General features: G+C 65.5%; 27 protein-coding genes and 1 pseudogene. 15 read left to right on the top strand and 13 right to left on the bottom strand.

From position 1 onward, the window contains the following. Positions 1-72: 72 nt before the first annotated feature. A complete protein-coding gene (locus VGN93_RS15330; protein ID WP_327508119.1) occupies positions 73-1,020 on the bottom strand; it encodes a site-specific tyrosine recombinase XerD in 948 nt (315 codons plus the stop codon). Continuing rightward, the gene (locus VGN93_RS15325; protein ID WP_319324168.1) at positions 1,017-1,166 is read right to left on the bottom strand and encodes a hypothetical protein; all 150 of its coding nucleotides are present in this window, start codon (positions 1,164-1,166) and stop codon (positions 1,017-1,019) included. Before VGN93_RS15325 ends, VGN93_RS15330 begins: the two co-directional genes overlap by 4 nt. A 141-nt stretch (positions 1,167-1,307) precedes the next feature. On the opposite strand from VGN93_RS15325, the gene VGN93_RS15320 reads away from it, so the two are divergent. The 3 genes and pseudogenes from VGN93_RS15320 to VGN93_RS15310 all read left to right on the top strand — a co-directional run. Continuing rightward, positions 1,308-1,889, top strand: a complete 582-nt coding sequence (locus VGN93_RS15320) for a shikimate kinase (RefSeq protein WP_319324169.1) — start codon at positions 1,308-1,310, stop codon at positions 1,887-1,889. 10 nt (positions 1,890-1,899) lie between these two features. Next, entirely contained in the window at positions 1,900-3,027 is a 1,128-nt protein-coding gene (gene aroB / locus VGN93_RS15315) for a 3-dehydroquinate synthase (protein ID WP_327508118.1), read from the top strand. Between the two features lie 218 nt (positions 3,028-3,245). After that, positions 3,246-3,941: pseudogene (locus VGN93_RS15310) on the top strand (transporter associated domain-containing protein); the annotation flags it as partial. A 61-nt stretch (positions 3,942-4,002) separates the two neighbouring features. Here the strand turns inward: VGN93_RS15310 and VGN93_RS15305 are convergent. Continuing rightward, positions 4,003-4,284, bottom strand: coding sequence for a BolA family protein (locus VGN93_RS15305; RefSeq protein WP_319324171.1), 282 nt, complete (start codon positions 4,282-4,284; stop codon positions 4,003-4,005). Between the two features lie 115 nt (positions 4,285-4,399). Between VGN93_RS15305 and VGN93_RS15300 the strand changes: the two genes are divergently transcribed. The 4 genes from VGN93_RS15300 (at position 4,400) to VGN93_RS15285 (ending at position 9,041) form a co-directional block, all read left to right on the top strand. Then, entirely contained in the window at positions 4,400-5,035 is a 636-nt protein-coding gene (locus tag VGN93_RS15300) for a J domain-containing protein (RefSeq protein ID WP_319324208.1), read from the top strand. Positions 5,036-5,113: 78 nt separating this feature from the next. After that, positions 5,114-6,112 carry a cobaltochelatase subunit CobS gene (gene cobS, locus VGN93_RS15295; protein WP_327508117.1) on the top strand — a complete coding sequence of 333 codons (999 nt, stop codon included), beginning with the start codon at positions 5,114-5,116 and terminating at the stop codon, positions 6,110-6,112. An 18-nt stretch (positions 6,113-6,130) separates the two neighbouring features. Further along, on the top strand, positions 6,131-8,032 hold the full coding sequence (gene cobT / locus VGN93_RS15290; RefSeq protein ID WP_319324173.1) for a cobaltochelatase subunit CobT: 1,902 nt from the start codon (positions 6,131-6,133) through the stop codon (positions 8,030-8,032). A gap of 43 nt (positions 8,033-8,075) precedes the next feature. Further along, entirely contained in the window at positions 8,076-9,041 is a 966-nt protein-coding gene (locus VGN93_RS15285) for an esterase-like activity of phytase family protein (RefSeq protein WP_327508116.1), read from the top strand. A 185-nt stretch (positions 9,042-9,226) separates the two neighbouring features. Here VGN93_RS15285 and VGN93_RS15280 read toward each other — a convergent pair whose 3' ends face one another. Both VGN93_RS15280 and rpmB read right to left on the bottom strand, forming a co-directional pair. Further along, positions 9,227-9,865, bottom strand: coding sequence for a VUT family protein (locus tag VGN93_RS15280; protein ID WP_327508115.1), 639 nt, complete (start codon positions 9,863-9,865; stop codon positions 9,227-9,229). A 121-nt stretch (positions 9,866-9,986) separates the two neighbouring features. Beyond that, the gene (gene rpmB / locus VGN93_RS15275) at positions 9,987-10,286 is read right to left on the bottom strand and encodes a 50S ribosomal protein L28 (protein WP_319324175.1); all 300 of its coding nucleotides are present in this window, start codon (positions 10,284-10,286) and stop codon (positions 9,987-9,989) included. A gap of 257 nt (positions 10,287-10,543) precedes the next feature. Here rpmB and VGN93_RS15270 point away from each other — a divergent pair, with 257 nt between their 5' ends. Together VGN93_RS15270 and VGN93_RS15265 are read left to right on the top strand one after the other, a co-directional pair. After that, entirely contained in the window at positions 10,544-11,323 is a 780-nt protein-coding gene (locus VGN93_RS15270) for a DUF3108 domain-containing protein (protein ID WP_327508114.1), read from the top strand. A 39-nt stretch (positions 11,324-11,362) separates the two neighbouring features. Then, positions 11,363-12,244 (top strand): DMT family transporter, encoded by an 882-nt coding sequence (locus VGN93_RS15265; RefSeq protein ID WP_327508113.1) that lies wholly within the window; start codon positions 11,363-11,365, stop codon positions 12,242-12,244. Between the two features lie 2 nt (positions 12,245-12,246). Here VGN93_RS15265 and VGN93_RS15260 read toward each other — a convergent pair whose 3' ends face one another. Then, positions 12,247-12,669: a cupin domain-containing protein gene (locus VGN93_RS15260; protein WP_327508112.1), complete on the bottom strand. Its 423-nt coding sequence runs from the start codon at positions 12,667-12,669 to the stop codon at positions 12,247-12,249. Next, positions 12,669-13,439, bottom strand: a complete 771-nt coding sequence (gene gloB / locus VGN93_RS15255) for a hydroxyacylglutathione hydrolase (RefSeq protein ID WP_327508111.1) — start codon at positions 13,437-13,439, stop codon at positions 12,669-12,671. The genes VGN93_RS15260 and gloB overlap by 1 nt, the downstream gene beginning before the upstream one ends. A gap of 94 nt (positions 13,440-13,533) precedes the next feature. Between gloB and VGN93_RS15250 the strand changes: the two genes are divergently transcribed. Further along, positions 13,534-14,283 carry a class I SAM-dependent methyltransferase gene (locus VGN93_RS15250; protein ID WP_256121401.1) on the top strand — a complete coding sequence of 250 codons (750 nt, stop codon included), beginning with the start codon at positions 13,534-13,536 and terminating at the stop codon, positions 14,281-14,283. 64 nt (positions 14,284-14,347) lie between these two features. After that, the gene (locus VGN93_RS15245; RefSeq protein WP_327508110.1) at positions 14,348-15,277 is read left to right on the top strand and encodes a prephenate/arogenate dehydrogenase family protein; all 930 of its coding nucleotides are present in this window, start codon (positions 14,348-14,350) and stop codon (positions 15,275-15,277) included. 59 nt (positions 15,278-15,336) lie between these two features. On the opposite strand, the gene VGN93_RS15240 is transcribed toward VGN93_RS15245, so the two are convergent. Continuing rightward, positions 15,337-16,344: a DUF2125 domain-containing protein gene (locus tag VGN93_RS15240; protein WP_327508109.1), complete on the bottom strand. Its 1,008-nt coding sequence runs from the start codon at positions 16,342-16,344 to the stop codon at positions 15,337-15,339. Positions 16,345-16,527: 183 nt separating this feature from the next. Between VGN93_RS15240 and VGN93_RS15235 the strand changes: the two genes are divergently transcribed. Continuing rightward, complete coding sequence (locus tag VGN93_RS15235; RefSeq protein WP_319324185.1) at positions 16,528-17,079, top strand: gamma-glutamylcyclotransferase; 552 nt, start codon at positions 16,528-16,530, stop codon at positions 17,077-17,079. On the opposite strand, the gene VGN93_RS15230 is transcribed toward VGN93_RS15235, so the two are convergent. The 4 genes from VGN93_RS15230 to ftsE form a co-directional block, all read right to left on the bottom strand. Further along, on the bottom strand, positions 17,080-17,874 hold the full coding sequence (locus VGN93_RS15230) for a 1-acyl-sn-glycerol-3-phosphate acyltransferase (RefSeq protein ID WP_319324187.1): 795 nt from the start codon (positions 17,872-17,874) through the stop codon (positions 17,080-17,082). Positions 17,875-17,951: 77 nt separating this feature from the next. After that, positions 17,952-18,593 carry a YdcF family protein gene (locus VGN93_RS15225; protein WP_319324188.1) on the bottom strand — a complete coding sequence of 214 codons (642 nt, stop codon included), beginning with the start codon at positions 18,591-18,593 and terminating at the stop codon, positions 17,952-17,954. Positions 18,594-18,738: 145 nt separating this feature from the next. Next, positions 18,739-19,746: an ABC transporter permease gene (locus VGN93_RS15220; RefSeq protein ID WP_319324189.1), complete on the bottom strand. Its 1,008-nt coding sequence runs from the start codon at positions 19,744-19,746 to the stop codon at positions 18,739-18,741. Further along, positions 19,739-20,401 (bottom strand): cell division ATP-binding protein FtsE, encoded by a 663-nt coding sequence (ftsE, locus tag VGN93_RS15215; protein ID WP_256121406.1) that lies wholly within the window; start codon positions 20,399-20,401, stop codon positions 19,739-19,741. Before ftsE ends, VGN93_RS15220 begins: the two co-directional genes overlap by 8 nt. A gap of 197 nt (positions 20,402-20,598) precedes the next feature. Here ftsE and VGN93_RS15210 point away from each other — a divergent pair, with 197 nt between their 5' ends. The 3 genes from VGN93_RS15210 to VGN93_RS15200 all read left to right on the top strand — a co-directional run bounded on the left by VGN93_RS15210 (position 20,599) and on the right by VGN93_RS15200 (position 22,303). Then, a complete protein-coding gene (locus VGN93_RS15210; RefSeq protein WP_327508108.1) occupies positions 20,599-21,264 on the top strand; it encodes a hypothetical protein in 666 nt (221 codons plus the stop codon). 46 nt (positions 21,265-21,310) lie between these two features. Next, positions 21,311-21,859, top strand: coding sequence for a hypoxanthine phosphoribosyltransferase (hpt, locus tag VGN93_RS15205; protein ID WP_327508107.1), 549 nt, complete (start codon positions 21,311-21,313; stop codon positions 21,857-21,859). Between the two features lie 84 nt (positions 21,860-21,943). Further along, positions 21,944-22,303, top strand: coding sequence for a response regulator (locus VGN93_RS15200; RefSeq protein WP_319324192.1), 360 nt, complete (start codon positions 21,944-21,946; stop codon positions 22,301-22,303). A gap of 1 nt (position 22,304) precedes the next feature. Here VGN93_RS15200 and VGN93_RS15195 read toward each other — a convergent pair whose 3' ends face one another. Then, a complete protein-coding gene (locus tag VGN93_RS15195; protein ID WP_327508106.1) occupies positions 22,305-24,944 on the bottom strand; it encodes a TIGR02302 family protein in 2,640 nt (879 codons plus the stop codon). Between the last annotated feature and the right edge of the window lie 33 nt (positions 24,945-24,977).

Raw genomic sequence — 24,977 nt, 5'->3', positions numbered from 1 at the left:
CGTTTCCGATCGTTTGCTCAAACCGCGCCAGGGTGCAGCCGGCCAAGCGGCCATTTGCAAGCATTGGGGGTCCTAATCCGGTTTTTTTGCCTGTTTGGCAAGAGGGTGATGGGTCTGAACGAGCTGGTGCAGCCGTTCTTCCAGCACATGGGTATAGATTTGTGTCGTGGAAATGTCCGAGTGGCCGAGCAGTTCCTGCACGGCACGCAGGTCCGCGCCGTTCTGCAGCAGATGGCTGGCAAAAGCATGGCGCAGCACATGCGGCGAGAGCGTGGCGGCACGAATGCCCGCCCGCCCCGCCAGCGCCTTCAGGTCACGCGCAAAAACCTGTCGCGGGAGATAGCCTTCCTTGCTTTGGGCGGGAAACAGGAAGCGCCCCGCTGCCGGATCGTCGCCGACCTCGGCCGCCAGCGCCTCGCCATAGGCATCGAGGGCGGCAACCGCGGCGCGCGACAGCGGCACCAGCCGCTCCTTGTTGCCCTTGCCCTTCACGACCAGGAAACGCCCGGTCTGCGCCAGCGCGCTTGCCGGCAGTGAAACGAGCTCGCTGACGCGCATCCCCGTCGCATAGAGCAGTTCCACGAGCAGATGCATGCGGCGGCGCAGGAGAAGGTTGCCGCCGGGCTCCGCGGCTTCAGTCTCCGCCCGACCGATGAGCCGGCCGACGTCGTCGACGCTCAGCGTCTTCGGCAGCGAGCGGCCCTTCTTCGGCGCATCGAGAATGCCGGTCGGATCGTCGCCCCTCAGACCCTCGCCATAGAGGAACTTGAAGAACTGCCGGAGCGCCGACAGCCGCCGCGCCTGCGAGGAGGCGGCAAAACCCTGCTTGGCGAGATGGCCGAGATAGGCGCGCAGATCGTCCGGCGTCGCGTCCGTCAGGCGCACGCCGCGCCCGTTGAGGAAAGAACGCACGTCCTCCAGGTCCCGCTCGTAGGATTGCAGCGTGTTCGTCGCAGCACCCCGCTCGGCGCTCATCATCTCGAGGAAGGACTCGACCTGCAGTGCGGAGGGGTCCCTCATGGCTGCGGGTTCACCCGTTCGGAAGGAATGCGGATCGTCACCTCGCGCGGCGTCGGTTCCACGAAGGTCACCAGCGCCACCATCGTACCGTAGATCGAGCCGGCGATCACGGCGCAGAAGAACAGGAATCGGAACAGGGTCGGCATGGCGCTCTCCGGGACGATGCCCCCTATATCGCCTCGCCCCACGCCGAGCGCAAGGCCGACACGTGGGATGAACCCCGGCGCAGGCTTGACGCTTCCGGTGCTTTTGTCGATACGGAAAGGGACGAAACCCCGGAAACACAAATGACCGAGCTGATCGAACCGGCCCCTTCCACGCTCGCCGAGCAGGCCCGCGCAGCACTCGGCAAGCGCAACCTCGTGCTGATCGGCCTGATGGGCGCCGGCAAGTCGGCGGTCGGCCGGATGACGGCCCAGGCGCTCGGCATTCCCTTCATCGATTCCGACCACGAAATCGAGCGTGTCTCGCGCATGTCGATCACCGATCTTTTCGCGGCTTACGGCGAGGCGGAGTTCCGCGCGCTGGAAACCCGGGTCATAAAGCGCCTGCTGCGCTCCGGCCCGCGGGTCGTGTCGACCGGCGGCGGCGCCTATATCAACGAGAACACGCGAAAGCACATCCGGCGCGGCGGGCTCACCGTCTGGCTGAAGGCCGACCTCGACGTGCTGTGGGAACGCGTCAACATGCGCGACACCCGCCCGCTGCTCAAGACGGAGAATCCACGCCAGACGCTCGAAAACCTCATGAACGCCCGCTATCCCGTCTATGCGGAAGCCGATCTCACGGTGCTCTCGCGCGACGTGAAGAAGGAAACCATGGTGGAGGAGGTGCTCGCCGCGATCACCGCCGCCCGCCCCAGAACCTGACGAGATGACGATGACTGCCACTGCCACCGCCCGCCGCACCGTCCGCGTCGAACTGGGCGACCGCGCCTACGACATCCTGATCGGCCCCGGCCTGATCGCCGCCGCCGGCCGCGAGATCGCCAGCCGCCTCAAGGGCCGCAAGATCGCCGTCATCACCGATGCGCATGTCGCCCCCCTCTATCTCGACGGCTTCATGGCCGCGCTCAACGCAGAAGGCATCGATGCCGTCTCGCTGGTGCTGCCGGCCGGCGAAAAGACGAAGAGCTTCGAGCACCTGATCAGCGTCTGCGACAGCGTGCTCGCCGCCCGTATCGAGCGCAACGACGCGGTCGTGGCGCTCGGCGGCGGCGTCATCGGCGACTTGACCGGTTTTGCCGCCGGCATCGCGCGCCGCGGCTCGCGCTTCATCCAGGTGCCGACCTCGCTGCTGGCGCAGGTCGATTCCTCCGTCGGCGGCAAGACGGGTATCAATTCGCCGCACGGAAAAAACCTCATCGGCGTCTTCCACCAGCCGGACCTCGTGCTCGCCGATACGGACGTGCTCGACACGCTCTCGCAGCGCGAATTCCGAGCCGGTTATGCCGAAGTTGCCAAGTACGGCCTGATCGACAAGCCGGACTTCTTCGCCTGGCTGGAGAAGAACTGGCAGGACGTCTTTGCCGGCGGCGAGGCCCGCATCGAGGCGATCGCCACCAGCTGCCAGGCCAAGGCCGACGTCGTCGCCGCCGACGAGCGGGAGAACGGCGCACGCGCGCTGCTCAATCTCGGCCACACCTTCGGCCATGCGCTGGAAGCCGCGACGGACTATGACAGCGCCCGCCTCGTCCACGGCGAGGGCGTTTCGATCGGCATGGTGCTCGCCCACCAGTTCTCCGCCCGCATGAACCTCGCCAGCCCCGACGACGGCAGGCGCGTCGAGGCGCATCTTCGCGAAGTCGGTCTGCCGACAACGATGGACCAGATCCCGGGCGGCCTGCCGCCGGCCGAACGGCTGATGGACGCGATCGCCCAGGACAAGAAGGTCAAGGGCGGCAAGCTCACCTTCATCCTGACGCGCGGCATCGGCCAGTCCTTCGTCGCCGATGACGTGCCGCAATCCGAAGTCGTCGCCTTCCTCAAGGAAAAGCTGCCGAAATGACCAGCGACACGCCCGCCGCGCTCGCTCCCACCCACTGGCCGTTGATCGTCCTCATCGTCGGCCTGGTCGTTCTCGCCGTGGCTCTTTTCCGCTGGCGCACGGCGATCGCCGGGCTCCGGCGCCCGCGCCAGGAGACGCGCGAAGCGGAAGGCGAGCGCCGCAACGGCCAGGCCTCCCGCGACCCGCAGGCAAAATCCGAACGCGAAAAATCCGCCAGCACCCTCGATCTCGACGCGCTGGAAGTCTCCGACATCATGATCCACCGTACGACCATGCGGGCGCTGAATGCCGGTGATCGACCGGAGGAGATCGTGAAGGCCGTGCTCGAGAGCCCCTATACGCGCATGCCGCTCTGGGCGGGCTCGGTCGACAATATCGTCGGCGTCGTGCACGCCAAGGATCTTTTGCGCGCATTGGCGGAGCCGGGCGTCGAGCCGAAGAACCTCGACATCACCGAGGTCGCGCAAAAACCCTGGTTCGTGCCGGATACCACGACGCTCAAGGAACAGCTCGCCGCCTTCCTGCGCCGCAAGGAGCACTTTGCCACCGTTGTGGACGAATATGGCGAGGTGCAGGGCCTCGTCACGCTACAGGACATTCTGAAGGAGATCGTCGGCGATATTTCCGACGAGAAGGATGTCGACATGCAGGGCGTGCGCCAGGAGGCGGACGGTTCGCTCGTCGTCGACGGCAGCGTTGCGATCCGCGATCTCAACCGCGCTTTTGACTGGTCCCTTCCCGACGAGGAAGCGACGACCATTGCCGGCCTCGTCATCCACGAATCGAAATCGATTCCGGAAGAGCGCCAGGCCTTCACCTTCTACGGCAAGCGCTTCATTGTCATGAAGCGGGTGAAGAACCGCATCACCAAGCTGCGCATCCGCCCGGTCGCCCCGGAGCAACTGCGCGCCTGACTTTTGTTTGACGCAATTCCGGACGCAAAACCGCTTCGCACTTTTGCTGGAATTGCTCTGATTACCAACGGGTGGGTTCGCCGGGTGCCGCCACCTCGACGGCGAGCGCATGCAACCCGGCATCGAACTCCGCCTTCACCAGATCGTTGATCGCCCGGTGGCGCGCCACGCGGCTCATGCCGGCAAAGGCGGACGAGACGATGCGCACGCGCATATGCGTCTCGCCTTCGCCATCGAATTCCGGCTTGTGGCCGGCATGCAGGTGGCTTTCGTTGATGACCTCGAGACGCTCCGGCGCAAAAGCGGCGCCGAGCTTCTCTGTTATGCTGGATTTCATGGACATTCGAAGACCTTGAACGGCGAAAAAATCCGTGCGCCGCGAGAGAGAAAAAGGGTCCCACAAAGCCAGCAACAAACCGCTTTGTCAATTCTTGTGGCGAGCCGTCACGCCCCCCATAATTAGCGCCATGAAACTCGATTCCAAATATTTCGACCGCATTCGCACGAAGCGGCGCGTGGAGCGTCCCGAACGCTCCGCGCCGACCTGTCAGTGGGACGGCTGCGAGGAGAATGCCGTGCATCGCGCGCCGGTGGGCCGCAATGCCGAAGGCCAGTATTTCATGTTCTGCTTCGAGCACGTCAAGGAATACAACAAGGGCTACAACTACTTCTCCGGCCTCTCCGACGGCGAGATCGCGCGCTACCAGAAGGAAGCGATCACCGGCCACCGCCCGACCTGGACGATCGGCGTCAACAAGGCGTCCAAGAACGGCCCGGCGCAGGGCAGCGCCCGCTCCGGCTCCGCTGGGGCAAATCAGCGCATCCGCGATCCTTTCGGCCTGTTCGGCGAGGGCAGGGGAAGCCGCGGCCCCCGCCTGGAACCGCGCACCCGAAAACTGAAGACACTGGAGGCAAAAGCCTTCGATACGCTCGGCCTTGCCGCCAATGCGACGGCCCAGGACGTCAAGACCGCCTACAAAGCCCTTGTCAAAAAGCATCACCCCGATGCAAATGGCGGAGATAGGGGCTCGGAGGAGCGTTTTCGCGCGGTCATCCAAGCATATCAATTGTTAAAGCAGGCCGGCTTCTGCTAGAGCAGTCAGCGCACAATAAGACGGCGCACAACAAGACATTGGGCGGACGCGCGGGTGGCGGCGGCCCACGGAGACGTGATGAGCAAGATGGATCTCGATATTTCCAACCTCCCGGATACCACGGTTTCCGTACGGGAGGCTTTCGGCATTGATACGGACCTTCGGGTTCCGGCCTATTCCAAGGCGGACGCCTATGTGCCGGACCTCGACCCGGACTACCTGTTCGACCGGGAAACCACGCTCGCCATTCTCGCGGGCTTTGCGCATAACCGACGCGTCATGGTTTCCGGCTATCACGGCACGGGCAAGTCGACCCATATCGAGCAGGTCGCGGCCCGCCTCAACTGGCCCTGCGTGCGCGTCAACCTCGACAGCCATGTCAGCCGTATCGACCTCGTCGGCAAGGACGCGATCGTCGTCAAGGACGGTTTGCAGGTCACCGAATTCAAGGACGGCATCCTGCCCTGGGCCTACCAGCACAATGTCGCGCTCGTCTTCGACGAATACGATGCCGGCCGCCCGGACGTGATGTTCGTCATCCAGCGCGTGCTGGAATCCTCCGGCCGCCTGACGCTGCTCGACCAGAGCCGCGTCATCCGCCCGCACCCCGCCTTCCGTCTGTTTGCCACCGCCAACACGGTCGGCCTCGGCGATACGACGGGCCTCTACCACGGCACGCAGCAGATCAACCAGGCGCAGATGGACCGCTGGTCGATCGTCACCACGCTCAACTACCTGCCGCACGACCACGAGGTCAGCATCGTCGCCGCCAAGGTGAAGCGCCTTGCTGCCGGCAAGGACGGTCGCGACACGATCTCGCGCATGGTACGCGTCGCCGATCTCACGCGCGCTGCCTTCATCAACGGCGACCTGTCGACCGTGATGAGCCCGCGCACCGTCATCACCTGGGGCGAAAACGCCGAGATCTTCGGTGATCTCGCCTTCGCCTTCCGCGTCACCTTCCTCAACAAGTGCGACGAACTGGAACGCACGCTGGTCGCCGAACTGTACCAGCGCGCCTTCGGCGTCGAGCTGAAGGAAAGTGCCGCCAATATCGTGCTTGAGGCGACGGCCTGACGGTCGGGTAGGAATCTCATGGCTGCTCGCGGAGACAATTCGAAGCCGAGGCCCGGCGGCGTGGTCGACATGGAGCCGTTCCGCCGCGCGGTGACGGGCTGTGTTCGCGCCGTCTCCGGCGATGCGGAGGTGGAGGTCGCCTTCGCCAACGAGCGGCCCGGCATGACCGGCGAGCGCATCCGCCTGCCGGAACTGACCAAACGCCCCACGCCGACCGAAGTCGCGATCACCCGCGGCCTCGGCGATTCGATGGCGTTGCGCAAGGCCTGCCACGACGCCCGCGTCCACGCGACCATGTCGCCGCAGGGTGCGGATGCGCGCGCCATCTTCGACGCCGTCGAACAGGCGCGCGTCGAGGCGATCGGTTCCAACCGCATGCATGGCATGTCGCAGAACCTCACCACCATGCTGACGGAGAAATACGCCAAGGCGAATTTCTCCGCGATCACCCGCCAGGCCGATGCGCCGCTCGAAGAGGCCGTCGCCCTTATCGTGCGCGAAAAGCTGACGGGCCAGGCCCCGCCGGCCTCCGCGGGCAAGGTGCTCGACCTCTGGCGCGATTTCATCGAGGACAAGGCCGCCAGGGACATGGACGGCCTCTCCGCGACGATCAACGACCAGCAGGCCTTCTCCCGCGTCGTGCGCAACATGCTCGCCTCGATGAACGTCGCCGAGCAGTACGGCGAGGACGAGACCGAAGAGGACGATTCGGAAACGCCCGAGGACGAAAACCAGCCGCGCAGCCAAGAGGAAGAAGACAACAACAGCAAGGAAGAGGCCGGCGACGATTCGGCGCCTGCCGACGAGAGCGACACGTCCGACGACCAGATGGAAGAAGGCGAGATGGACGGCGCGGAAATCTCCGACGACGATCTCGTCGACGACGACGGCGATGACACCGAGACGCCCGGCGAAGTGCGCCGCCCGAACCATCCCTTCACGGATTTCAACGAGAAGGTCGACTACACGGTCTTCACGCAGGAATTCGACGAGACGATCACCGCGGAAGAGCTCTGCGACGAGGCGGAACTCGACCGCCTGCGCGCCTTCCTCGACAAACAGCTCGCCCATCTGCAGGGCGCGGTCGGCCGCCTGGCGAACCGCCTGCAACGCCGCCTGATGGCGCAGCAGAACCGCGCCTGGGAATTCGACCTCGAAGAGGGTTACCTCGACAGCGCCCGCCTGCAACGCATCATCATCGATCCGATGCAGCCGCTCTCCTTCAAGCGCGAGAAGGACACGACCTTCCGCGATACGGTCGTGACGCTGCTCATCGACAATTCCGGCTCGATGCGCGGCCGGCCGATCACGGTTGCCGCCACCTGCGCCGATATCCTGGCCCGCACGCTGGAGCGCTGCGGCGTGAAGGTGGAAATCCTCGGCTTCACCACCAAGGCGTGGAAGGGCGGCCAGTCGCGCGAAAAATGGCTCGGCAGCGGCAAGCCGCAGGCGCCGGGCCGCCTCAACGACCTGCGCCATATCATCTACAAGGCGGCGGACGCGCCCTGGCGGCGCGCACGGCGCAATCTCGGCCTGATGATGCGCGAAGGGCTGCTCAAGGAAAACATCGACGGCGAGGCGCTGATCTGGGCGCACGACCGCCTGCTCGCCCGCCCCGAGCAGCGCCGCATCCTGATGATGATCTCGGATGGCGCACCGGTCGATGATTCGACGCTCTCGGTGAACCCCGGCAACTATCTGGAACGGCACCTGCGCGCCGTCATCGAGCAGATCGAGACCCGTTCGCCCGTCGAGCTTCTCGCCATCGGCATCGGCCACGACGTCACCCGCTATTATCGCCGCGCCGTCACCATCGTCGACGCGGACGAGCTGGCGGGCGCCATGACCGAACAGCTCGCCTCGCTCTTCGCCGACGAAACCACCAGCCGCCGCCCCGCCGGCCGCCGCCGTGCGGGCTGAGCCGGCGGCGCACAGTCGCCTGTGGCATGGGCTTGCGCTCGGTATGGCGCTCACGTTGGCCCAACCGGCCGCAGCCGAAATCATCGACTTGCCCGTCGTCAACCGCGGCTTCTCGCAATTCGCGCTCGGCTCCGACACCCGCACCTTCGGCAAGCTCGAATTCCTAGGCGGCCTTAGCTATTCGTCCAGCAATCCGCTGCTCGGCGCCGTGTCGGCGATCCGCTTTCGCGCGGACCACGAATCCTTCGTCGCCGTGCTCGACACCGGGCACTGGCTGACCGGTCGCATTGAACGCGATAGCGAAGGCCGCCTGAGCGGTCTTGCCGACCTGAAGACGCGCTCGATGTTCAATGCCGAAGGCCAGGACGAGAACGTCAAGTACCAGATGGACGCCGAGGGCCTGGCGATCGGCAAGGGCGAGCTGCTGGTAAGCTTCGAGGCGGTGCACCGCATCGACGCCTATCCGGATCCGGGCTTCATGGAAGCGCGGCCATCACGCGAACTGCCGCTCCCCTTCCCCCGCGCGGAATTGCGCGGCAACCGCGGCATGGAGACGCTCGCCATGTCGCCCGAGGCGGGGCCGCTCGGCGCCGTGCCGGTCACGGTCACCGAGCGCAGTCTCGATGCCGATGGCAACGCGCTTGCGGCCATTCTCGACGGCCCGCTTGCCGGCGCTTTCACGGTGAGGCGCAACGACCCCTGGGACATCACCGACGGCGCCTTCCTGCCGAATGGCGACCTGCTGCTGCTGGAACGCCGCTTCCGCCTTTCCGATGGCGTCGGCATGCGCATCCGCCGGATCGACGGCACGAAGATCCGTCCGGGCGCAGTGGCCGATGGCGAGGTGCTGATCGACGTCGATCTCAGCCACCAGATCGACAATATGGAGGGGCTGGACGTGGTGGTCATGGCGCCGGACGACATCCGCCTCATCGTCGTTTCCGACGACAACCACTCCATTCTCCAGCGTAACCTGATGCTGGAGTTCAGGCTGCCGCAGGACAAATAAAGGCCGCCAAACCGCTCCTCCGTCATGGTCGGGCTTGACCCGGCCATCCATCCACCGGCACCACGCGGATGTGGATCCTCGGGTCAAGCCCGAGGATGACGGAGTGCTTGGAGTGATGTTTTTCGACGACCTTAGCCGCCCGCAGTAACCGGACGGCTTTCTTCATTCAGGCTTTGCGGCCGTTATCAGGCCGTCTTTTCGATGCCCGACATCGGCTTCAGCTTGCTCATCAGCGCGCCATAGGGCAGCAGCATGACGATGCCCACCAGCACCTTCACCGTGAAATCGCCGAGCGCCCAGGAGATCCAGCGTGGCGCGTCCGTGGTCAGCACGCCGAGCACCGGCGCCCATTCGATCGCGAAGGCATCGTTCGGCCCGAAGATGGAAAAGGCCGGCGCGAAGGCGAAGGAGAAGAAGATCACCGTATCGAGCACCGAGCCGATCACCGAGGCGAGCAGCGGCGCACGCCACCAGGCCTGCCGGCGCAGCTGGTTGAAGACGGAAATGTCGAGGAGCTGGCCCAGCAGGAAGGCCGAGCCGGACGCAATGGCGATGCGCGGCGAGGCGACCGCGAAGGAGAACACCACGGCGACCAGAAAACCGGCTGCTACGACGCGGCGCGCGACGCGCGGGCCGAACTGGCGGTTCGTGAGGTCGGTGATGAGGAAGGCGACCGGATAGGTGAAGGCGCCATAGGTCAGAAGGTCGCCGAGCGCGATGCCGAACAGTTCACCGGAAAGCGGGTACTGCACCAGCACGTTGGAGGCGACGACGACGACCGTCATCAGGAGGACGTAGATAAGGGTAATGCGGTTCGCTAGCATTTTTTTATCCTGGGTGATGCCACCAGTTGGAGGACTGACAATGTACGCCACGCAAAGCATTGAGGCCTGCCCGGAACCGGTCAAGCCTCAATCAAAGCATCGCAACGCAAAACCTGAAAGATCAGGCAGCGACAGCAGCGGCTGCGGTCTTCTTGGCGATCTGGCGACGCAGCAGACGCGCGCGCATCGACAGTTCGGCCTCGTCAGCCTTCAGCAGGAAGGCATCGAGACCACCGCGGTGCTCGACGGAGCGGAGCGCTGCAGCGGAAACGCGAAGACGGTAACGCTGGCCGAGGGCATCGGAAATCAGCGTGACACTGCACAGGTTCGGCAGGAACCGGCGCTTCGTCTTGTTGTTTGCGTGGCTCACATTGTTGCCCGACTGGACGCCCTTGCCGGTCAATTCGCAACTACGGGACATGGTACACCTATTTTTCTTGGTTCAGGACAATACGTTTCCGGCACCGAAACCGGCCGCAGTCCGTCTGGCCTTTTTGGAAAGTTGCGGTTCTATAGTCACACGGAGCGGAGCCGTCAAGCCAAACCTGCCGTTCAGCTTGAATTCAGTTGCCAGAACCCATGATTTGCAGGCAATAGCAAGCCGGTCGGGATTTTTCGACCGGCGCAGAATCGCCGCAATGGCGGGTTAGGCGGAGCGTCTCAATGGAGAGCGTGAAGATGAACGGGCGGGGTTGGATTGCTGGCGCACTGGTGTCGCTTGCCCTTGCGGGCAGCGCGACACCGCTGTCGTCGGCTGAAATCGAGCATCGCACGGACTACAGCATCCGTCTCTCCGGCCTGCCGGTCGCCACCGCCACCTTCCGCTCGGCCTTTGAGGGCAACCGCTACACGATCTCCGGCAGCCTGCAATCGGCCGGCCTCGCCGATATCTTTTCCAGCACCAAGGGCACGACCTCGGTCTCGGGCACCGTCAGCCGCGACAAGCTGCGCGCCACCAACTATTCCGTGACCTACAAGAGCGGCAAGCGCAGCCGCGCCATCGATGTCACCTTCCGCAACGGCAACGTCGTCACCGCGAACATGACGCCGCCGCGCCGCAAACCGAAGAATTGGGTGCCGGTCTCCAGCGCCGACATGCGTGCCGTGCTGGATCCGATCTCCGGCCTGATCATTCCTTCCGACGACGGCAAGGTCTGCCCGAAGACGCTGCCGATCTTCGACGGCGAATCCCGGATGGACATCAAACTCACCTCCAAGGGAACCAAGCCCTATTCCACCAAGGGTTTCGAAGGCGATGTCGTGGTCTGCGGCATCCGCTTCATCCCCAAGTCCGGCTACAAGAAGGGCCGTGACGACGTGGAATACCTGCGCAAGCTGACGACGATGGAAATCTGGTTTGCCAAGGCCGAGGGGGCGAATGTATATGCTCCGGTCTATGTACAGATTCCGACCAAGCTCGGCCCTGTCACCGTCTCGGCCACGCGCTTCGGCGGCTGACGCGGCGCCCCGTCGGAAAACCGGCGGGAGTGATCGGCCTTGAAGACGCGTGCAACCCTCATCGGCTTTTCGGCGATCCTCATGTGGGCGCTGCTCGCGCTTTTCACCGCCGCCTCGGGCAAGATGCCGCCCTTCCAGCTTTCCGCCATCTGCTTCCTGATCGGCAGCCTGCCCGGCCTCATCGTGCTCGCCGCGAGGCCGCAGCGCGTCAGATTGCTGCGGCAACCGCCAAAGGTCTGGATCACCGGCATTCTGGGCCTGTTCGGCTATCACTTCCTCTATTTCACGGCGCTGCGCAACGCGCCGGCCGTCGAAGCCGGCCTCATCGCCTATCTCTGGCCGCTGCTGATCGTCGTCGGCTCGGCGCTGCTGCCGGGCGAGACGCTGAAGTGGAACCATGTCGTCGGCGCCGTCCTCGGCCTTGGCGGCACGGTCCTCATCGTCGGCCGTAACGGCTTTGCCTTCGACGAGGCCTATCTCGTCGGCTATGGCGCGGCGTTCCTCTGCGCCTTCACCTGGGCCGGTTATTCGCTGATCACCCGCCGCTTCGAGGCCGTCTCGACCGATGTGGTGACCGGCTTCTGCCTCGCCACCTCGCTCCTGTCGCTCATCTGCCATGTGATGCTGGAAACCACGGTCTGGCCGCAAAGCAATTTCGAGTGGTTCGCCGTCGCCGGTCTCGGCCTGCTGCCGGTGGGAGCCGCCTTCTATGCCTGGGATTTCGGCGTCAAGAACGGCGACATCCAGATCCTCGGCGCCGCAAGCTATGCCGCGCCGCTGCTCTCGACCTTCATGCTGATCCTCACGGGCTTCGCCGAACCGTCCTGGCGCATCGGCCTCGCCTGCCTGCTGGTGACGGGTGGCGCGGTGCTGGCCGCCAAGGACATGATTTTGCGCAGGCGCACGGCGGTGCCGACCTGAACTCAGCCGCCGGGCGTCCAGCCGGGCGGCGCCATCTCGAAGGACGAGAAGACGAAGCCGGGCGAGACCGTGCAGCCGACCAGCGTCCAGTCGCCGAGCGGCTCGGCCGCCTGCCACCAGTTTGCCGGAACGATGAGCTGCGGCCGCTCACCTGCGGCAAGATCCGGTCCGAGCACCTGCACCTCGGCCGGCGCATCGCCGTCGCTCAGCGACAGCGCCAGCGGCCCGCCCGCATAATGATGCCAGATCTCGACGGCATCCTTCACCCGGTGCCAGTGCGAACGTTCACCCTTTTCCAGCAGGTAGTAGATCGCCGTCGAATGCCCGCGCTCGCCGCCATCGGCATCCCTGAAGGTCTGCACATACCAGCCGCCTTCCGGATGCCGCTCCATGCCGAGCCGGGCGATGATCTCTTCGGGCGTCATCAGAACCGATCCTTGCGCGCCCGGATTTCGGCGAAGACCTCGGCGTCACTGGCCGTCTCCAGGCCGAGATGGCGGCGGATCGCCGGGTCGGCGGCGCGCAGGAACGGGTTCGTCGCCTTTTCCAACCCGATCGTCGTGGGCGCGGTGAAAGTACCCTCCGCCCGCAGCGTCTCGATCTCGGCGACACGGCTGAGGAGCGCTGCATTCTCCGGGTCGATGGTCTTTGCGAAGCGCGCATTGGACAGCGTGTATTCGTGGCCGAAGTAGACGGTCGTCTCGTCCGGCAGGGCAGCGAGCTTTGAAAGCGAGTCCCACATCTGCGCCGGCGTACCCTCGAAAAGCCTGCCGCAGCCGAGCGCGAAGAGCGTATCGGCGGCAAACAGCAGCTTTTCTGCCGGCAGGTGGAAGCAGACATGCCCCAGCGTATGGCCCGGCGTCAGGATGACATCGACGCGGCGGCCGGCGAAGTCGAAGCTGTCGCCACCATCCACCTTTTGATCGATGCCGGGAATGCGCGGCGCCTCGCGCGCCGGCCCGATGATCGTGACGCCGAAACGCGCCTTCAGCGCCAGATTGGCCTCGACATGGTCGTTGTGGTGATGGGTCGTGAAAATGTGGCTGAGCGTCCAGCCACGGCGGGCGAGCGCGTCGAGGATCGGCTGTTCCTCCGGCGCATCGATGCTCGCGGTCGCACCCGTCGCCGGGTCATGCAGCAGCACGCCGAAATTGTCGCTGCGGCAAGGGAAGAGGTCTAGTTCGAGCGAAGCCATGGCGCAATCCTTATCTATCGGTCGGGCGGTCGGTCGGCGGGAATGTAAGGCAATCGGCCTTGAAGTCCACCGGACTATCGCTCACATTCAGGCCATGCATGCCGATATCGTCGACCTCCGCGAATTCTACCACTCGTCGCTTGGCCGCCTGGCCGATCATTCGATCGCCATGGCGCTTGCCTCGCTCTGGGCGCGGCTGCCGGACGAGCGGCTGGTCGGGCTCGGTTATGCCGTGCCCTATCTCGAGCGCTTCCGCGCGGACACCGAGCGCACCTTCGCCTTCATGCCGGCCGGCCAGGGCGCGGTGAACTGGCCGCCGAGCGAGCTCTCTTCCACGGCGCTGGTTTTCGATGAGGAACTGCCGCTGCCGGACGCTGCCGTCGACCGTATCCTGATGGTGCATTCGCTGGAATTCGCGGAAAACCCGCGCGAGACCATGAAGGAGCTCTGGCGCGTGCTGGCGCCGGGCGGGCGGCTCGTCATCGTCGTGCCGAACCGGCGCGGTGTCTGGGCGCGCATGGAGCACACGCCCTTCGGCTCCGGCCGGCCCTATTCCCGCGGCCAGCTCACCGCGCTGCTGCGCGAGACCAATTTCACGCCCGGCGCCTCCGCCGAGGCGCTGTTCTTCCCGCCCTCCAAGCTGCGCAGCGTGCAGAAACTGCGCGGCGCCTTCGAGCGGCTGGGGCGCATGCTCTGGCCGATGTTTTCCGGCGTCATCATCGTGGAGGCGCAGAAACGGCTCTACCAGGGCCTGCCGGTCGCCGCCCGCGCCTCGCGCCGCGTCTTCGTGCCGGTGCTGGCGCCGCAGGGCGTGCCGACGACGCGCGAGCGCGCGCCGCGCTGATCCCCTCGACAAATGTCGAGCTGCCCGCTAATCCGGGCCGGAGCGGCAAAAAGGGACGGCGGACATGACGGACGGACATTTCGACAAGATCACGCTGATCGGCATCGGCCTCATCGGCTCCTCCATCGCCCGCGCGGTGAAGGCCAAGGGGCTGGCAAAGACCGTCACCATCTCCAGCCGCAGCCAGGAGACGCTCGACCGCGCCCGCGAGCTCGATCTCGGCACCGATTATGTGCACGATGCCGGCCAGGCCGTCGAAGGCGCCGACCTCATCGTCGTCTCGGTGCCCGTCGGCGCCTCGGGCAAGGTGGCGGAGGAAATCGCGCCGCACCTGAAGCCCGGCGCCATCGTCACCGATGTCGGCTCCACCAAGGCCTCGGTGGTGGCGCAGATGCTGCCGCATATTCCGAAGAACGTGCATTTCATCCCCGGCCATCCGCTCGCCGGCACCGAACATTCCGGCCCCGACGCCGGTTTCGCCGAACTGTTCCAGGGCCGCTGGTGCATCCTGACGCCGGTGCACGGCACGGACAAGGACGCCAAGCGCAAGCTCGCCGCCTTCTGGGAGGCGCTCGGCTCGAAGGTCGACGAGATGGACACGGAGCACCATGACAAGGTGCTCGCCATCGTTTCGCACCTGCCGCACATCATCGCCTACAACATCGTCGGCACGGCCGATGACCTGGAGACGGTGACGGAATCGGAAGTCATCAAATATTCCGCTTCGGGTTTCCGCGACTTCACGCGTCTGGCGGCCTCGGACCCGACCATGTGGCGCGACGTCTGCCTGCACAACAAGGACGCGATCCTCGAAATGCTGTCGCGTTTTTCCGAGGACCTCGCCTATCTCCAGCGCGCCATCCGCTGGGGCGACGGGGAAAAGCTCTTCGACCTCTTCACCCGCACCCGCGCCATCCGCCGCTCGATCATCGATGCCGGCCAGGATACCGCCGCGCCGAACTTCGGCCGCCCGGTTGCGGATAAAAAACGTTAGAAGCAATTCCAGCAAAAGCGTGAAGCGGTTTTGCGTCCGGAATTGCGTAAAACAAAGCGTCAGAATGGCGGGATGAAGGCGATCGGGAAGAGGCCGAGATAAACCGTCCCATCCCGGACATTGAGCTTCACCACCGCCCGGTCGCCGCCCTTCGACAGGCCTTCGATGACCTGTGCCACCTGCTCCGCCGTTTCGGCAATCTCCGGAAACGCCTCGGAAATCCGGTCGCGCCAAACCGTGATGCCGGCAATGTCGAGATCGAGCGTGCCGGAGAGATAACCGTCGTCGCCCACCTTGAGCGGGCCGGAAAGGGCCGCGACCTTGCCGTCGCCGAGATCGAGCGACAGGCGGCGCAGCTCCACGCTTGCCCCGAGCGGCATGTCGGCGGGCGGTCCTTCGGTGGAAAGCCATTTCGCCGCATCGGCAACCGTCATGTCGGCCACGACGTCGAGCGGCGGCAGCACCCGGTCGCCGAGATCGAGCGACAGCGCATCGAAGGAGGCGGCAACGTCGAGCGCTTCGCCGGACTGGCGGATATGCTTTTCCCCATGCGCCGCGGCAACGCCGATCGAGACGGCTTCCGACGGCACGTTGAGCCGGCCCTTCAGCCCGTCATAGACGACGGAGGCGCGGTCGAGGCCGTTCGTCCAGGCGACGGCGCTCGCGCGCAGCAGGTCCCAGTCGGCATCGAAGACGAGATCGGGTGTCACGCGCACCTGCGCCGGCCCGTCGAGCTCGACGACGGCATGGCCCGGACGATAGACCTGGGCGGCGGAGCGCAGCGCCCCGAACGTCGCCGACAGGCCCGTCGGGCGGTCATCGATGCCGACCGTGTCGCAGAACAGACCGATGCGGAAGGGGAAGCCACGCACGGCTAGATTGCTGCAGGAAGCGGAGTGCAGGCCGGCGGCCGACGCCGAGAGCTGTTGCGTCAGCGTGTCCTTCAGCCAGCTTGCGGCATAGAACCATCCGCCCGTATAGAGCGCGACGACGAGAACGACGGCAATGGCGAGCCGAACGAGTTTGCGCGAGACGCCGGATGTGCCGGCGTGGCTTGACGATGCCATGTTGTTCTCCAATGGTGGCGATGCGATTTGCCCGCAAAGGCGTCAAAGCCGGCAATTGCGGCGGCTTTTAGAGTTTGTCGGGGAAAAGTGGAACCCGGTTTTCCCGACAAGACAAACGGAAACAAAAAGGCGAAAGTCCGTCCGGTTCTGAATGAACCGGACGGACTTCGAGAAACGGCAGAAGTGACGGTGGATATGAACGAATTCTGGGTCTTTGGCTATGGATCGCTGATGTGGAACCCGGGCTTCGAATTCGAGGAGCGGCAGCCGGCCCATCTCTTCGGCTTCCGCCGGTCGCTCTGCGTGCGCTCCTGGGTGCACCGCGGCACGGAAGAGAAGCCCGGTCTGGTGCTCGGCCTCGACTACGGCGGCTCCTGCCGCGGCGTCGCCTTCCGCATCGCGCCCGAAAACCGCGACGCCGTCGTCGATTACCTGCGCGAGCGCGAACTGGTGACCCATGTCTACAAGGAGCGCACACTCGCAGCGATGCTCGGCGGCGGCCGCCGCGTCACGACGCTCGCCTACATCATCGACCGCGCCCACCAGCAATATGCCGGCTCCCTTTCCGTCGACGAGGCGGCATCGACCGTGAGCGCGGCGGTCGGAAAATCCGGCCGCAACATCGATTACGTGCGCAACACGCTGGTGCATCTGCGCGAAATGGGCATCCGCGACCATTGGCTGGAGGATGTCGGCCGCACGGCGGAAAATCTTCACGCCCGCCTGCCGGCCTGATCAGGCCGCCGCGTGCGCCTTCAGTTCCGCCAGCCGCTGCTCGGCGGTCGGCGGCAGGGGGAGATTTGGGTTTGCCGCGGCTGTCTCGATCAGCAGGCGGTCGCTTGCCGTTTCCATGACGTCGATGAGATGGGCGAGGAAGGCATCGGGATCCATGCCGGGCGCGATCGGCGGCAGGATGCGCACCTTGAAGTGGCCGGGATAGCGCATGGCCTTGCGCCGCGGCCAGAACAGGCCCGGATGCATGACGACCGGCACGATCGGCACCTGGAGATCCCGATAGAGCCGGGCGATGCCGTATTTGTATTCGGGCGGCGCGCCCGGCGGACGGCGCGTGCCTTCCGGATAGATGATGAGCTGGCGACCGGAATTCATCTCCGCCTTGGTGCGCTCCATCACGGCGGCCATGACCTTGCCGCGCGCGTTGCGGTCGACCGGCACCATGCGCTGCTTCTTCAGATACCAGCCGAACAGCGGGATCCAGGTCAATTCGCGCTTGAGGATATAGAAGGGATCGTCGAGCCAGGGCAGCAGCGCATAGGCATCCCAGAACGACTGGTGTTTCGGCGCGAAGATATAGCCGCCGCCCGTGGGAATGTTCTCCAGGCCCTCGATCTCGAAGGTCGTGCCGACGATCTTGTCGAAGAGCCAGTGGTTGCTCCGCGCCCAGTTCTTGGCGATGCCATAGGCCTTTTTGCGCGGCAGCAGGAAATAGGCCGGCGTCATGACGATCATCTGCACGATGAGGTTGATGTAGAAGGCGGTGTTGAAAAGCACGGAACGAAGGACGATCATCGGGCAGCCTGTGAGGGGGACGCGTCCTTTCGCCCTACACGATATTGCCGGGCGGGGGAACTCCCGTCGCCGCGATCTCAGTGTGCCGAAAGGCCCGCCACGTCGCCGCGAAGGCCGGACCAGCTGCGCGCGCCCGCCAAGGCCCGGATCTGCGCGGCACTGTATTTCAGATATTCCGACAGCATGGCCTTCACGACGCCGGGCTCGCGCAGCCAGTTGCCGTTCTTGAGGTCGGAATTGACCACCGGATAGGCGATGAACTCCGTCTGCGGATCGGCGACCCTCAGTTCCAGCAGGCTGCGCGGCATGTGGTAGTTGTTGGTAACGACAAGCACCCGGCGGAACCGGTGGTCGCTGATCCAGCGCGCCGTCTCGTTGGCATTGCCGATCGTGTCCACCGCCTCATAACCCATGTCGACGCAGCATTCGAACAGCGCGGACGAACTTTGCGTGAGCTTGCGGATCTGGTTGCCGCTCGTCGTGGGATTGGCGCCGGAAATCAGCAGCCGCTGGCCGGCGCCCTGTTTGAGCAGGCCGATCGCCCGGTCGATGCGCTGGTAGCCGCCCGTCAGGACCACGATGGCGTCGGCCTTCGGGTCGCGCGGCGTCTCGAGTGCCGCGACCGTCTCGGCGAAATAAAGGAAGCCGCCGATGCCGGCAATGGCGGCGATCAGGATGAGCGCCAGAACGACGCGCACGACGCGCCGGGCTGGGCGCATGCGTGCCCGCCGCCCCTCCCCATCAGGCCGGACGCCCTCTGGCAATTCCGGTTTTGCCCGTTCCAGCGCATTCATGATTCCGTCCATAGACCCGGATTGCGGCAAGCGATAGTCCGCTTCGCGGCGATGGTTCGTCTCATTTCGGTCATGGGTCGGGCAGTTGGTCGGTTCGCGACGGGTCGGAGCGGATGAGGTCGATTTCGTGGATCGTGCGCATCACCGTGAAGCGGGCCGTCAGCGTCGTCAGCACCGCGATGACGACGATGGTCGCGGCAATGCCGAGATAGCCGGTGAGCCCCATGGAAAAGGTGCCGAACAGCGCGGTGGCCTGGTCGCTCTGGGGCGTGGCGATCGAGCGGCCCTGCCAGAAGCTGGCGACCGCGAAGAACAGCGCCGCGAGAAAGCCGCCGGCAACCGAGCCCTTGAGGCTGATCTTCAAAAAATGTTTCTGGAATTCGGAGGCGACGAAGCCCGCCTCCGCCCCGACGAAATGCAGCACCTCGACGATATGCCGGTTGCCGGAAAGCGCGCCGCGCGTCGCGAAGACGACGGTCAGTACCATGGCGGAGAAGACCAGCACCAGCACGCCCGTGCCGATGAAGGCGGTGGTGCGCGCCATGGCGACGAGGCGGTCCACCCAGGTGCGGTGGTCGTCGAGGAAGGCCGTCGGGACCTTTTGCGCAAGGGCGGTCCGCATCGCCGCGAAATCCGGCGGGCTCTGCTCGTCGATGGTGACGATAACGAGGCGGGGAACCGGCAGCTCGTCGATATTCAGCCCCTCGCCGAGCCAGGGTTCGAGCAGGCGCGCCGTCGCCGCCTTGTCGACGATGGTGCCGTCACGGGTGCCGGAGAAGGTGAGCGCGAGGTCGCGCACGTCCTTCAGCGCCTGTTCCATATCGAGCGCGTCGTCCGGCTTGATCTGGATGGTGACCTCGCGGGAAATCTGGCTCTGCCAGCTCGCGGCCGTGGCGCGCACCATATTCACCGCGCCGAAGGTGAGGCAGGCGAGGAAGGCCATGATGGCGATGACCAGCATCAGCGCATTGCCGGAGACGTTCGACGGCGGCACGATGGGTGCGGTCGGGCGCACGCGCATTTCCAGGCGGCGGGCGGGCTGGGCGTCCTGGGCGGTCTCCTGGGGGGCGTCAGTCATAGATGTCTAGCCGTCCCTGCGAGAGGATCATGCGCCGGGCCTCGTCCACCTGGTCCATCAGCGACAGATCATGCGTGGCGATCACCACGGCGGTGCCGAGCCGGTTCAATTCAAGGAAGAGGCTGAGCAGTCGTCGCGCCATCGGCGGATCGACATTGCCGGTCGGCTCGTCGGCGAGCAGCAGTTCCGGCCGGTCGATGAGCGCGCGCGCAATGGCCGCGCGTTGCTTTTCCCCGCCGGACAGGACCGCGGGCAGCACATTGATTCTCTCGCCGAGCCCCACCCATTTCAGGAGCTCCAGCACATCGGCGCGATAGCTCGATTCCTCCTTGCCGCGCACGCGCAGCGGCAGCGCGACATTCTCATAGGTCGTCAGGTGATCGAGCAGGCGAAAATCCTGGAAGACGATGCCGATGCGCCGGCGCAGCATCGGCAGTTCATCGCGCGGTATCGTCGAAATCTCGCGGTCGAAGGTGCGGATGATGCCGCGCGTCGGCTGGAGCGACAGGAACAGCAGGCGCAAAAGCGTCGTCTTGCCGGCGCCGGACGGCCCCGTCAGGAACTGGAAGGACCGGCGCGGAATATCGAAGGTCAGGTCGCGGAGAATCTCCGGCCCCATCCCGTAGCGCAGTCCGACATTCTCGAAATGAATCAATGGCCAATCCGGTTCTAGAAGTATTCACGCTCGGTCGCGATTCGCTACCGTAGCGCAGGTCGCACAGGAAAGCGGCTCTTTCACGGTCGGGTTTCCGAAGCATTAACCAGTATGGTTTACGTTTCGTAAGGATTTCATTCAATGCCGACTTTTCGCCCCTGACTTTGCGCGGAAAGCCGGCCAAGCGGGAGGTCGCGATGAACGCCTTCAGAGCGAGACGACAGGAAAAAGGCCGGATCGATCTCCTGCCGCCCGAACCCAAGACGCCTGCCAAAAAGCCGCGATCCCAGGCGCGCTGCGAAGTGGTCGATGTCGACTTCGTCGTCATCCGCACCGGCCCGACACGCACCTCCAACGACAACCACCGCCCGATTCGCCCCGTGCCGCTGAGCCCGGCCCCACGCCAACTGCTGGTGCGCGCCGGCGCGGCAGGCGCGCGGCTTTGCGAGGCCGGCTTGCAGCTTCTCTCCGGCCGCGCCTTCGCCGGCCTCGTCACCGCGAGCTTCATCTTCGTCTTCGCCTATGCCGGCGGCCTTTCGGCGCTGAAGGCGGCCCTTCCGACGACCGAGCCCGGCGCGGCCCTGCGCGTGGCCGATGTCACGGCGACGGTCGACGATCGGAACGGCATGAAGGTGCTGTCCGTCTATGGCCGCGTCGAGAATGTCGGCAACGGCGTGGAGGCCGCTCCGCCGGTGGACATCCTCGTCGGTGGTGCGGGTGAAACGCCGCGCCGCGTCGCCCTCGACGGCAAGACGATCGCGGCCGGCGGCAGCGAAAACTTCGCGCTGCGCATCCCGCACGGTGGCGGAAAAGTGCCGAAAGTCACGGTTTCCCTGGTGCCCGAGGGTGCACCGGCCAACTGACTGTGCTAATCGGCTCCTTTGACGCCACCCAGGGAGCCCCCTCGCGATGCATATTGTCCGCGGAAAGAAGATCGAAACGCTCTATGACGCCGGGCAGATCGCCAAGCGCAACGAAGAGCTTGCGGTCCAGATCGCAGGCGGCCCGACGAAGGACCTTCTCGTCATCGCCGTTCTCAAGGGCTCGTTCATCTTCGCCGCCGACCTGACCCGCGCGCTGCATGCGGCAGGCCTTGCGCCGGAAGTCGAGTTCATCACGCTGTCGAGCTATGGCACCGGCACCGTGTCGCAGGGCGTGAAGGTGGTGAAGGACATCGATTCGGACGTCACCGGCCGCGATATCCTGCTGATCGACGACATTCTCGAATCCGGCCGCACGCTGACCTTCGCCAAGGAACTGATGTACGAACGCGGCGCGCGCAACGTCACCATCGCCGTGCTGCTCGACAAGCGCGAGAAGCGCAAGACCGACCTGGAGGCCGACTATGTCGGCTTCGACTGCCCGGATTATTTCGTCGTCGGCTACGGCATGGACGTGGCTTACGCCTTCCGCGAACTGCCCTTCGTCGGCATCGTGACGGGCGACGCGGACGCCTGACTGCAAATTCCGCCAGCCGCCGTTTACCGATCGACAAGGAAAGTCTGGTCTTTTCATTGCCGAACGGACCGAACAGGGGAACCGATGGCGAAGATTCTGATCACCGAAGACGAGGATTCGCTGCGCGTCTTCGTCGCGCGCGCCTTGCGGCTGGACGGCCATGAGACCGTCGAGGCGCCGGATGGCGCCGCCGGGCTCGACGCGCTGACGGCCGGCGGCTTCGACCTGCTGCTCTCCGACATCCGCATGCCCGTGATGGACGGCATCGAGCTCGCCCACAAGGCCGCCGCCGCCCACCCGGCGCTGAAAATCCTGCTGATGACCGGTTATGCCGAGCAGCGCGAACGCGCCGACGACCTTGCCTCGAAGATCGTCGACGTGGTGAGCAAGCCCTTCAGCCTGCCCGACATCCGCCGCGCTGTAGCACAAGCGCTAGCCGCCTGATTCACCGAATCCCGAGCAACCGCTCCAGATAATCCCGCTCGAAGCCGGGCGCCGCACCCGTACCGAGCCGGCGGCGGATCTCGTCGAGGATTTCTCGCGCGCGCTGGATGTCGATTTCTTCCGGGATCTTCGTCGGACCGCCGAAATCGGGACCCTGCCCGTTGACGGGCCGCTCGCGGCCCAGAGGATCGCGCCCGTTGCGGCCGGCCTGCGGCATGCCTTCGCCCTGCCCTTGACCCTGGCCCTGCCCCATAGCCTGCATCTGGCTCATCATGTTCTGCGCGCCCTGGCGCAGCGCCTCCAGCGCGCGGCCCTGACTGCCGACGGCCGATTCGCCCTGGCCTTCACCGAGCGCCTCCGACGCACCCTTCATCTCGCGCCCGGCCTGGCCAAAGCCCTCGCCGGGCTCCATGCCCATGCCCTTCAGTGCTTCCTGCACCTCGCCGAGCTGTTTGCCCAGCGCATCCTGCTGCTCCTGAAGCTTCTTCAGCGCCTCGCGCAGCTGTTCGGCCGTCATCTGGTCGGTGGGCTGCTGGCCGGCGCCGTTGTCGCCCTGCTGCTGCTGTTGCTGCTCGCCTTCCTCGCCCGGCATCGGGTCGCCGCGCTGCTGGCGGTCCCGCAGGGCCTGGTCGAGCTGGAAGGTCTGCTCCATCAACTGCTGCTGCTTCTGCATCAGCTCGCCGAGCTTATCCATCTGCTGGCGCATGGCGTCGTTCTGCTGGCCCTGCTGTCCTTGCTGAGGGCGACCGGCCTGCAGGTTGTTCATCATGCGCTGGAGCTCGGACAGCATCTGCTGCGCCTGGTCACGCGCGCCGGAACGGGCCAGATTCTCGATCTGGTCCATCATTCGCTGCAAATCCTGCTGACGCAGGACCTGGCCCTGCTGCTGGGCATTCTGCTGCATCTGGCCGTTCTTGGCGGCCTGGCGGGCGAGCTCCTGCATATAGGCTTCCATCGCCTCGCGCAGCTCCTTCATCAGCGCGGCGATCTCCTCGTCGGGAGCATTGCGCTCCAGCGCCTCGGACAAGGCCTTCTGCGCCTCGCGCAGCCGCCGGTCGGCGAGCGAAAGGTTGCCGTCCTCGATGCCGAGCGCGATCTCCCAGAGATAATCCGCCGTCTCGCGCATCTGGTCGTCCGTGCGCGAAAGTTTCATGCGCGCGGCCGCCGATTGCAGCAGCAGGTAATGCGTGAGGTTCGGGATCGTCTCTTCCGGCCGCATGGTCAGCGCCTCGTTGAGCGCGATCGCATAAGGCAGCTGGTTGGCATCGAGCGCAAAAACCTGCCGCTGTTCGGCGACGGCGGCGGCGAGCGGCTCGAAGAAGTTCTTCGCCGGCAGCACCATTTCGACCGGCTGGCTGCGTCCCTCCTGCCCCGCCGCATCCTTGGCGACGAGCGTGATCTTCACGCGCTTGCCGGAAAGCGGATGTTCGGAGAGGTTGCGGCTCGTCGTGCCCTTGGCGTCGCGCGCGCTGCGGCGCGGCAGGTCCAGCCGATATTCCGGCAGCGGATAGAGCGGCCGGGCATCCTTCTGCACCTCGACCGGCACGATCTCCGCATGGGCTTCCTGAAGGCCGTAATCGTCCTTGGCGATGAAGCTGATCTCCAGCGCCGACGCCACGGTCTGCTTCGGAATGCCGTCGAAGGCGATTTCCGGCACGCGGTCCGGAATGACCGAGAAGGCCCAGGTCCGGCCATCGACCGAAAGCGTGCCGTCCTTCAGGATCCTGTAATGCAGGGTCTTGGCGCCGTTGACCACCGCGACCGGCACCTTCGCCTCGGTCTTCGCGCCCTCGGCCTTTTCGTCCCTCGGCTTTTCCTCTTCGATGGCGGTGGCCGCGGTCTCGCCGGCTACCTGATAGCTCACCTGCTCGTCGCCGCTACCGCCCGTGACGCGCACGGTCAGTTCGCTGAATTGCGGAATGCGGATCTCGCCCTTCGCGACCTCGCTCGGCTGCGCCTGAGCATTGCCGGTATTGCCGGTGAGGAAGACGGGCGCGCGCGACGTATGCGCCGGCGGCGTGACCCAGGCATCGATGCGCACATCCGGCGCCGTTTCGGTCGGCGTGCGCAGCGAAACGACGTCCGCGAGCAGGCCGCCGCGGTTGGAATAGGAGAAGGCAAAGGCGATAGCGAGAAGAAGCACCGGCACGGCACGCAGCGCATGACGGTCGTGGCGGGCGATATCCGGCTCCGGCGCGCCGGTGCGCAACGTGCCGATCAGGCGTGCCATGCGCGCCTGATGCTCACGCCACAGCGCCTGCGCAAAGGCATCGCCGCCGGCCGGCCTGTCGTCCTGCACGCGGATCGCCTGGTGGGCGAGCGCATTGCGCGTCTCCAGCATGCGGTCGGCATTGTCGACGGATGGCCAGACGATGCCGCGCAGGCGGACAAGCAACCCGACAAGCCCGAGCGCGAAAACGGCGAGCGTCGCGATATGCAGCGAGGCCGGCACATGGCGGAAATAGCCGAACCAGGTCAGCGCCAGAAAGCCGGCAACGAGCAGCAGGATCGGCAGCACGCGCGGCGCAAGTGCTTCCAGGTAGAGGATGGTCCGGGCGGCAAGGCGTTTGGCCGCAAGCCGGCGCGCCAGCGGGTTGCCGCTCGCCGCCTTCTCGCGCTGCCGTTCCGTGTCAATCGCCATCGGTCGCCGCTCTCCGTCGCAGGTTGTCACCGT

The sequence above is a fragment of the Shinella sp. genome (assembly GCF_035998705.1).
In the GTDB taxonomy this organism is placed as follows: Bacteria; Pseudomonadota; Alphaproteobacteria; order Rhizobiales; family Rhizobiaceae; genus Shinella.
This window is presented reverse-complemented; position numbering and strand designations above follow the sequence as displayed.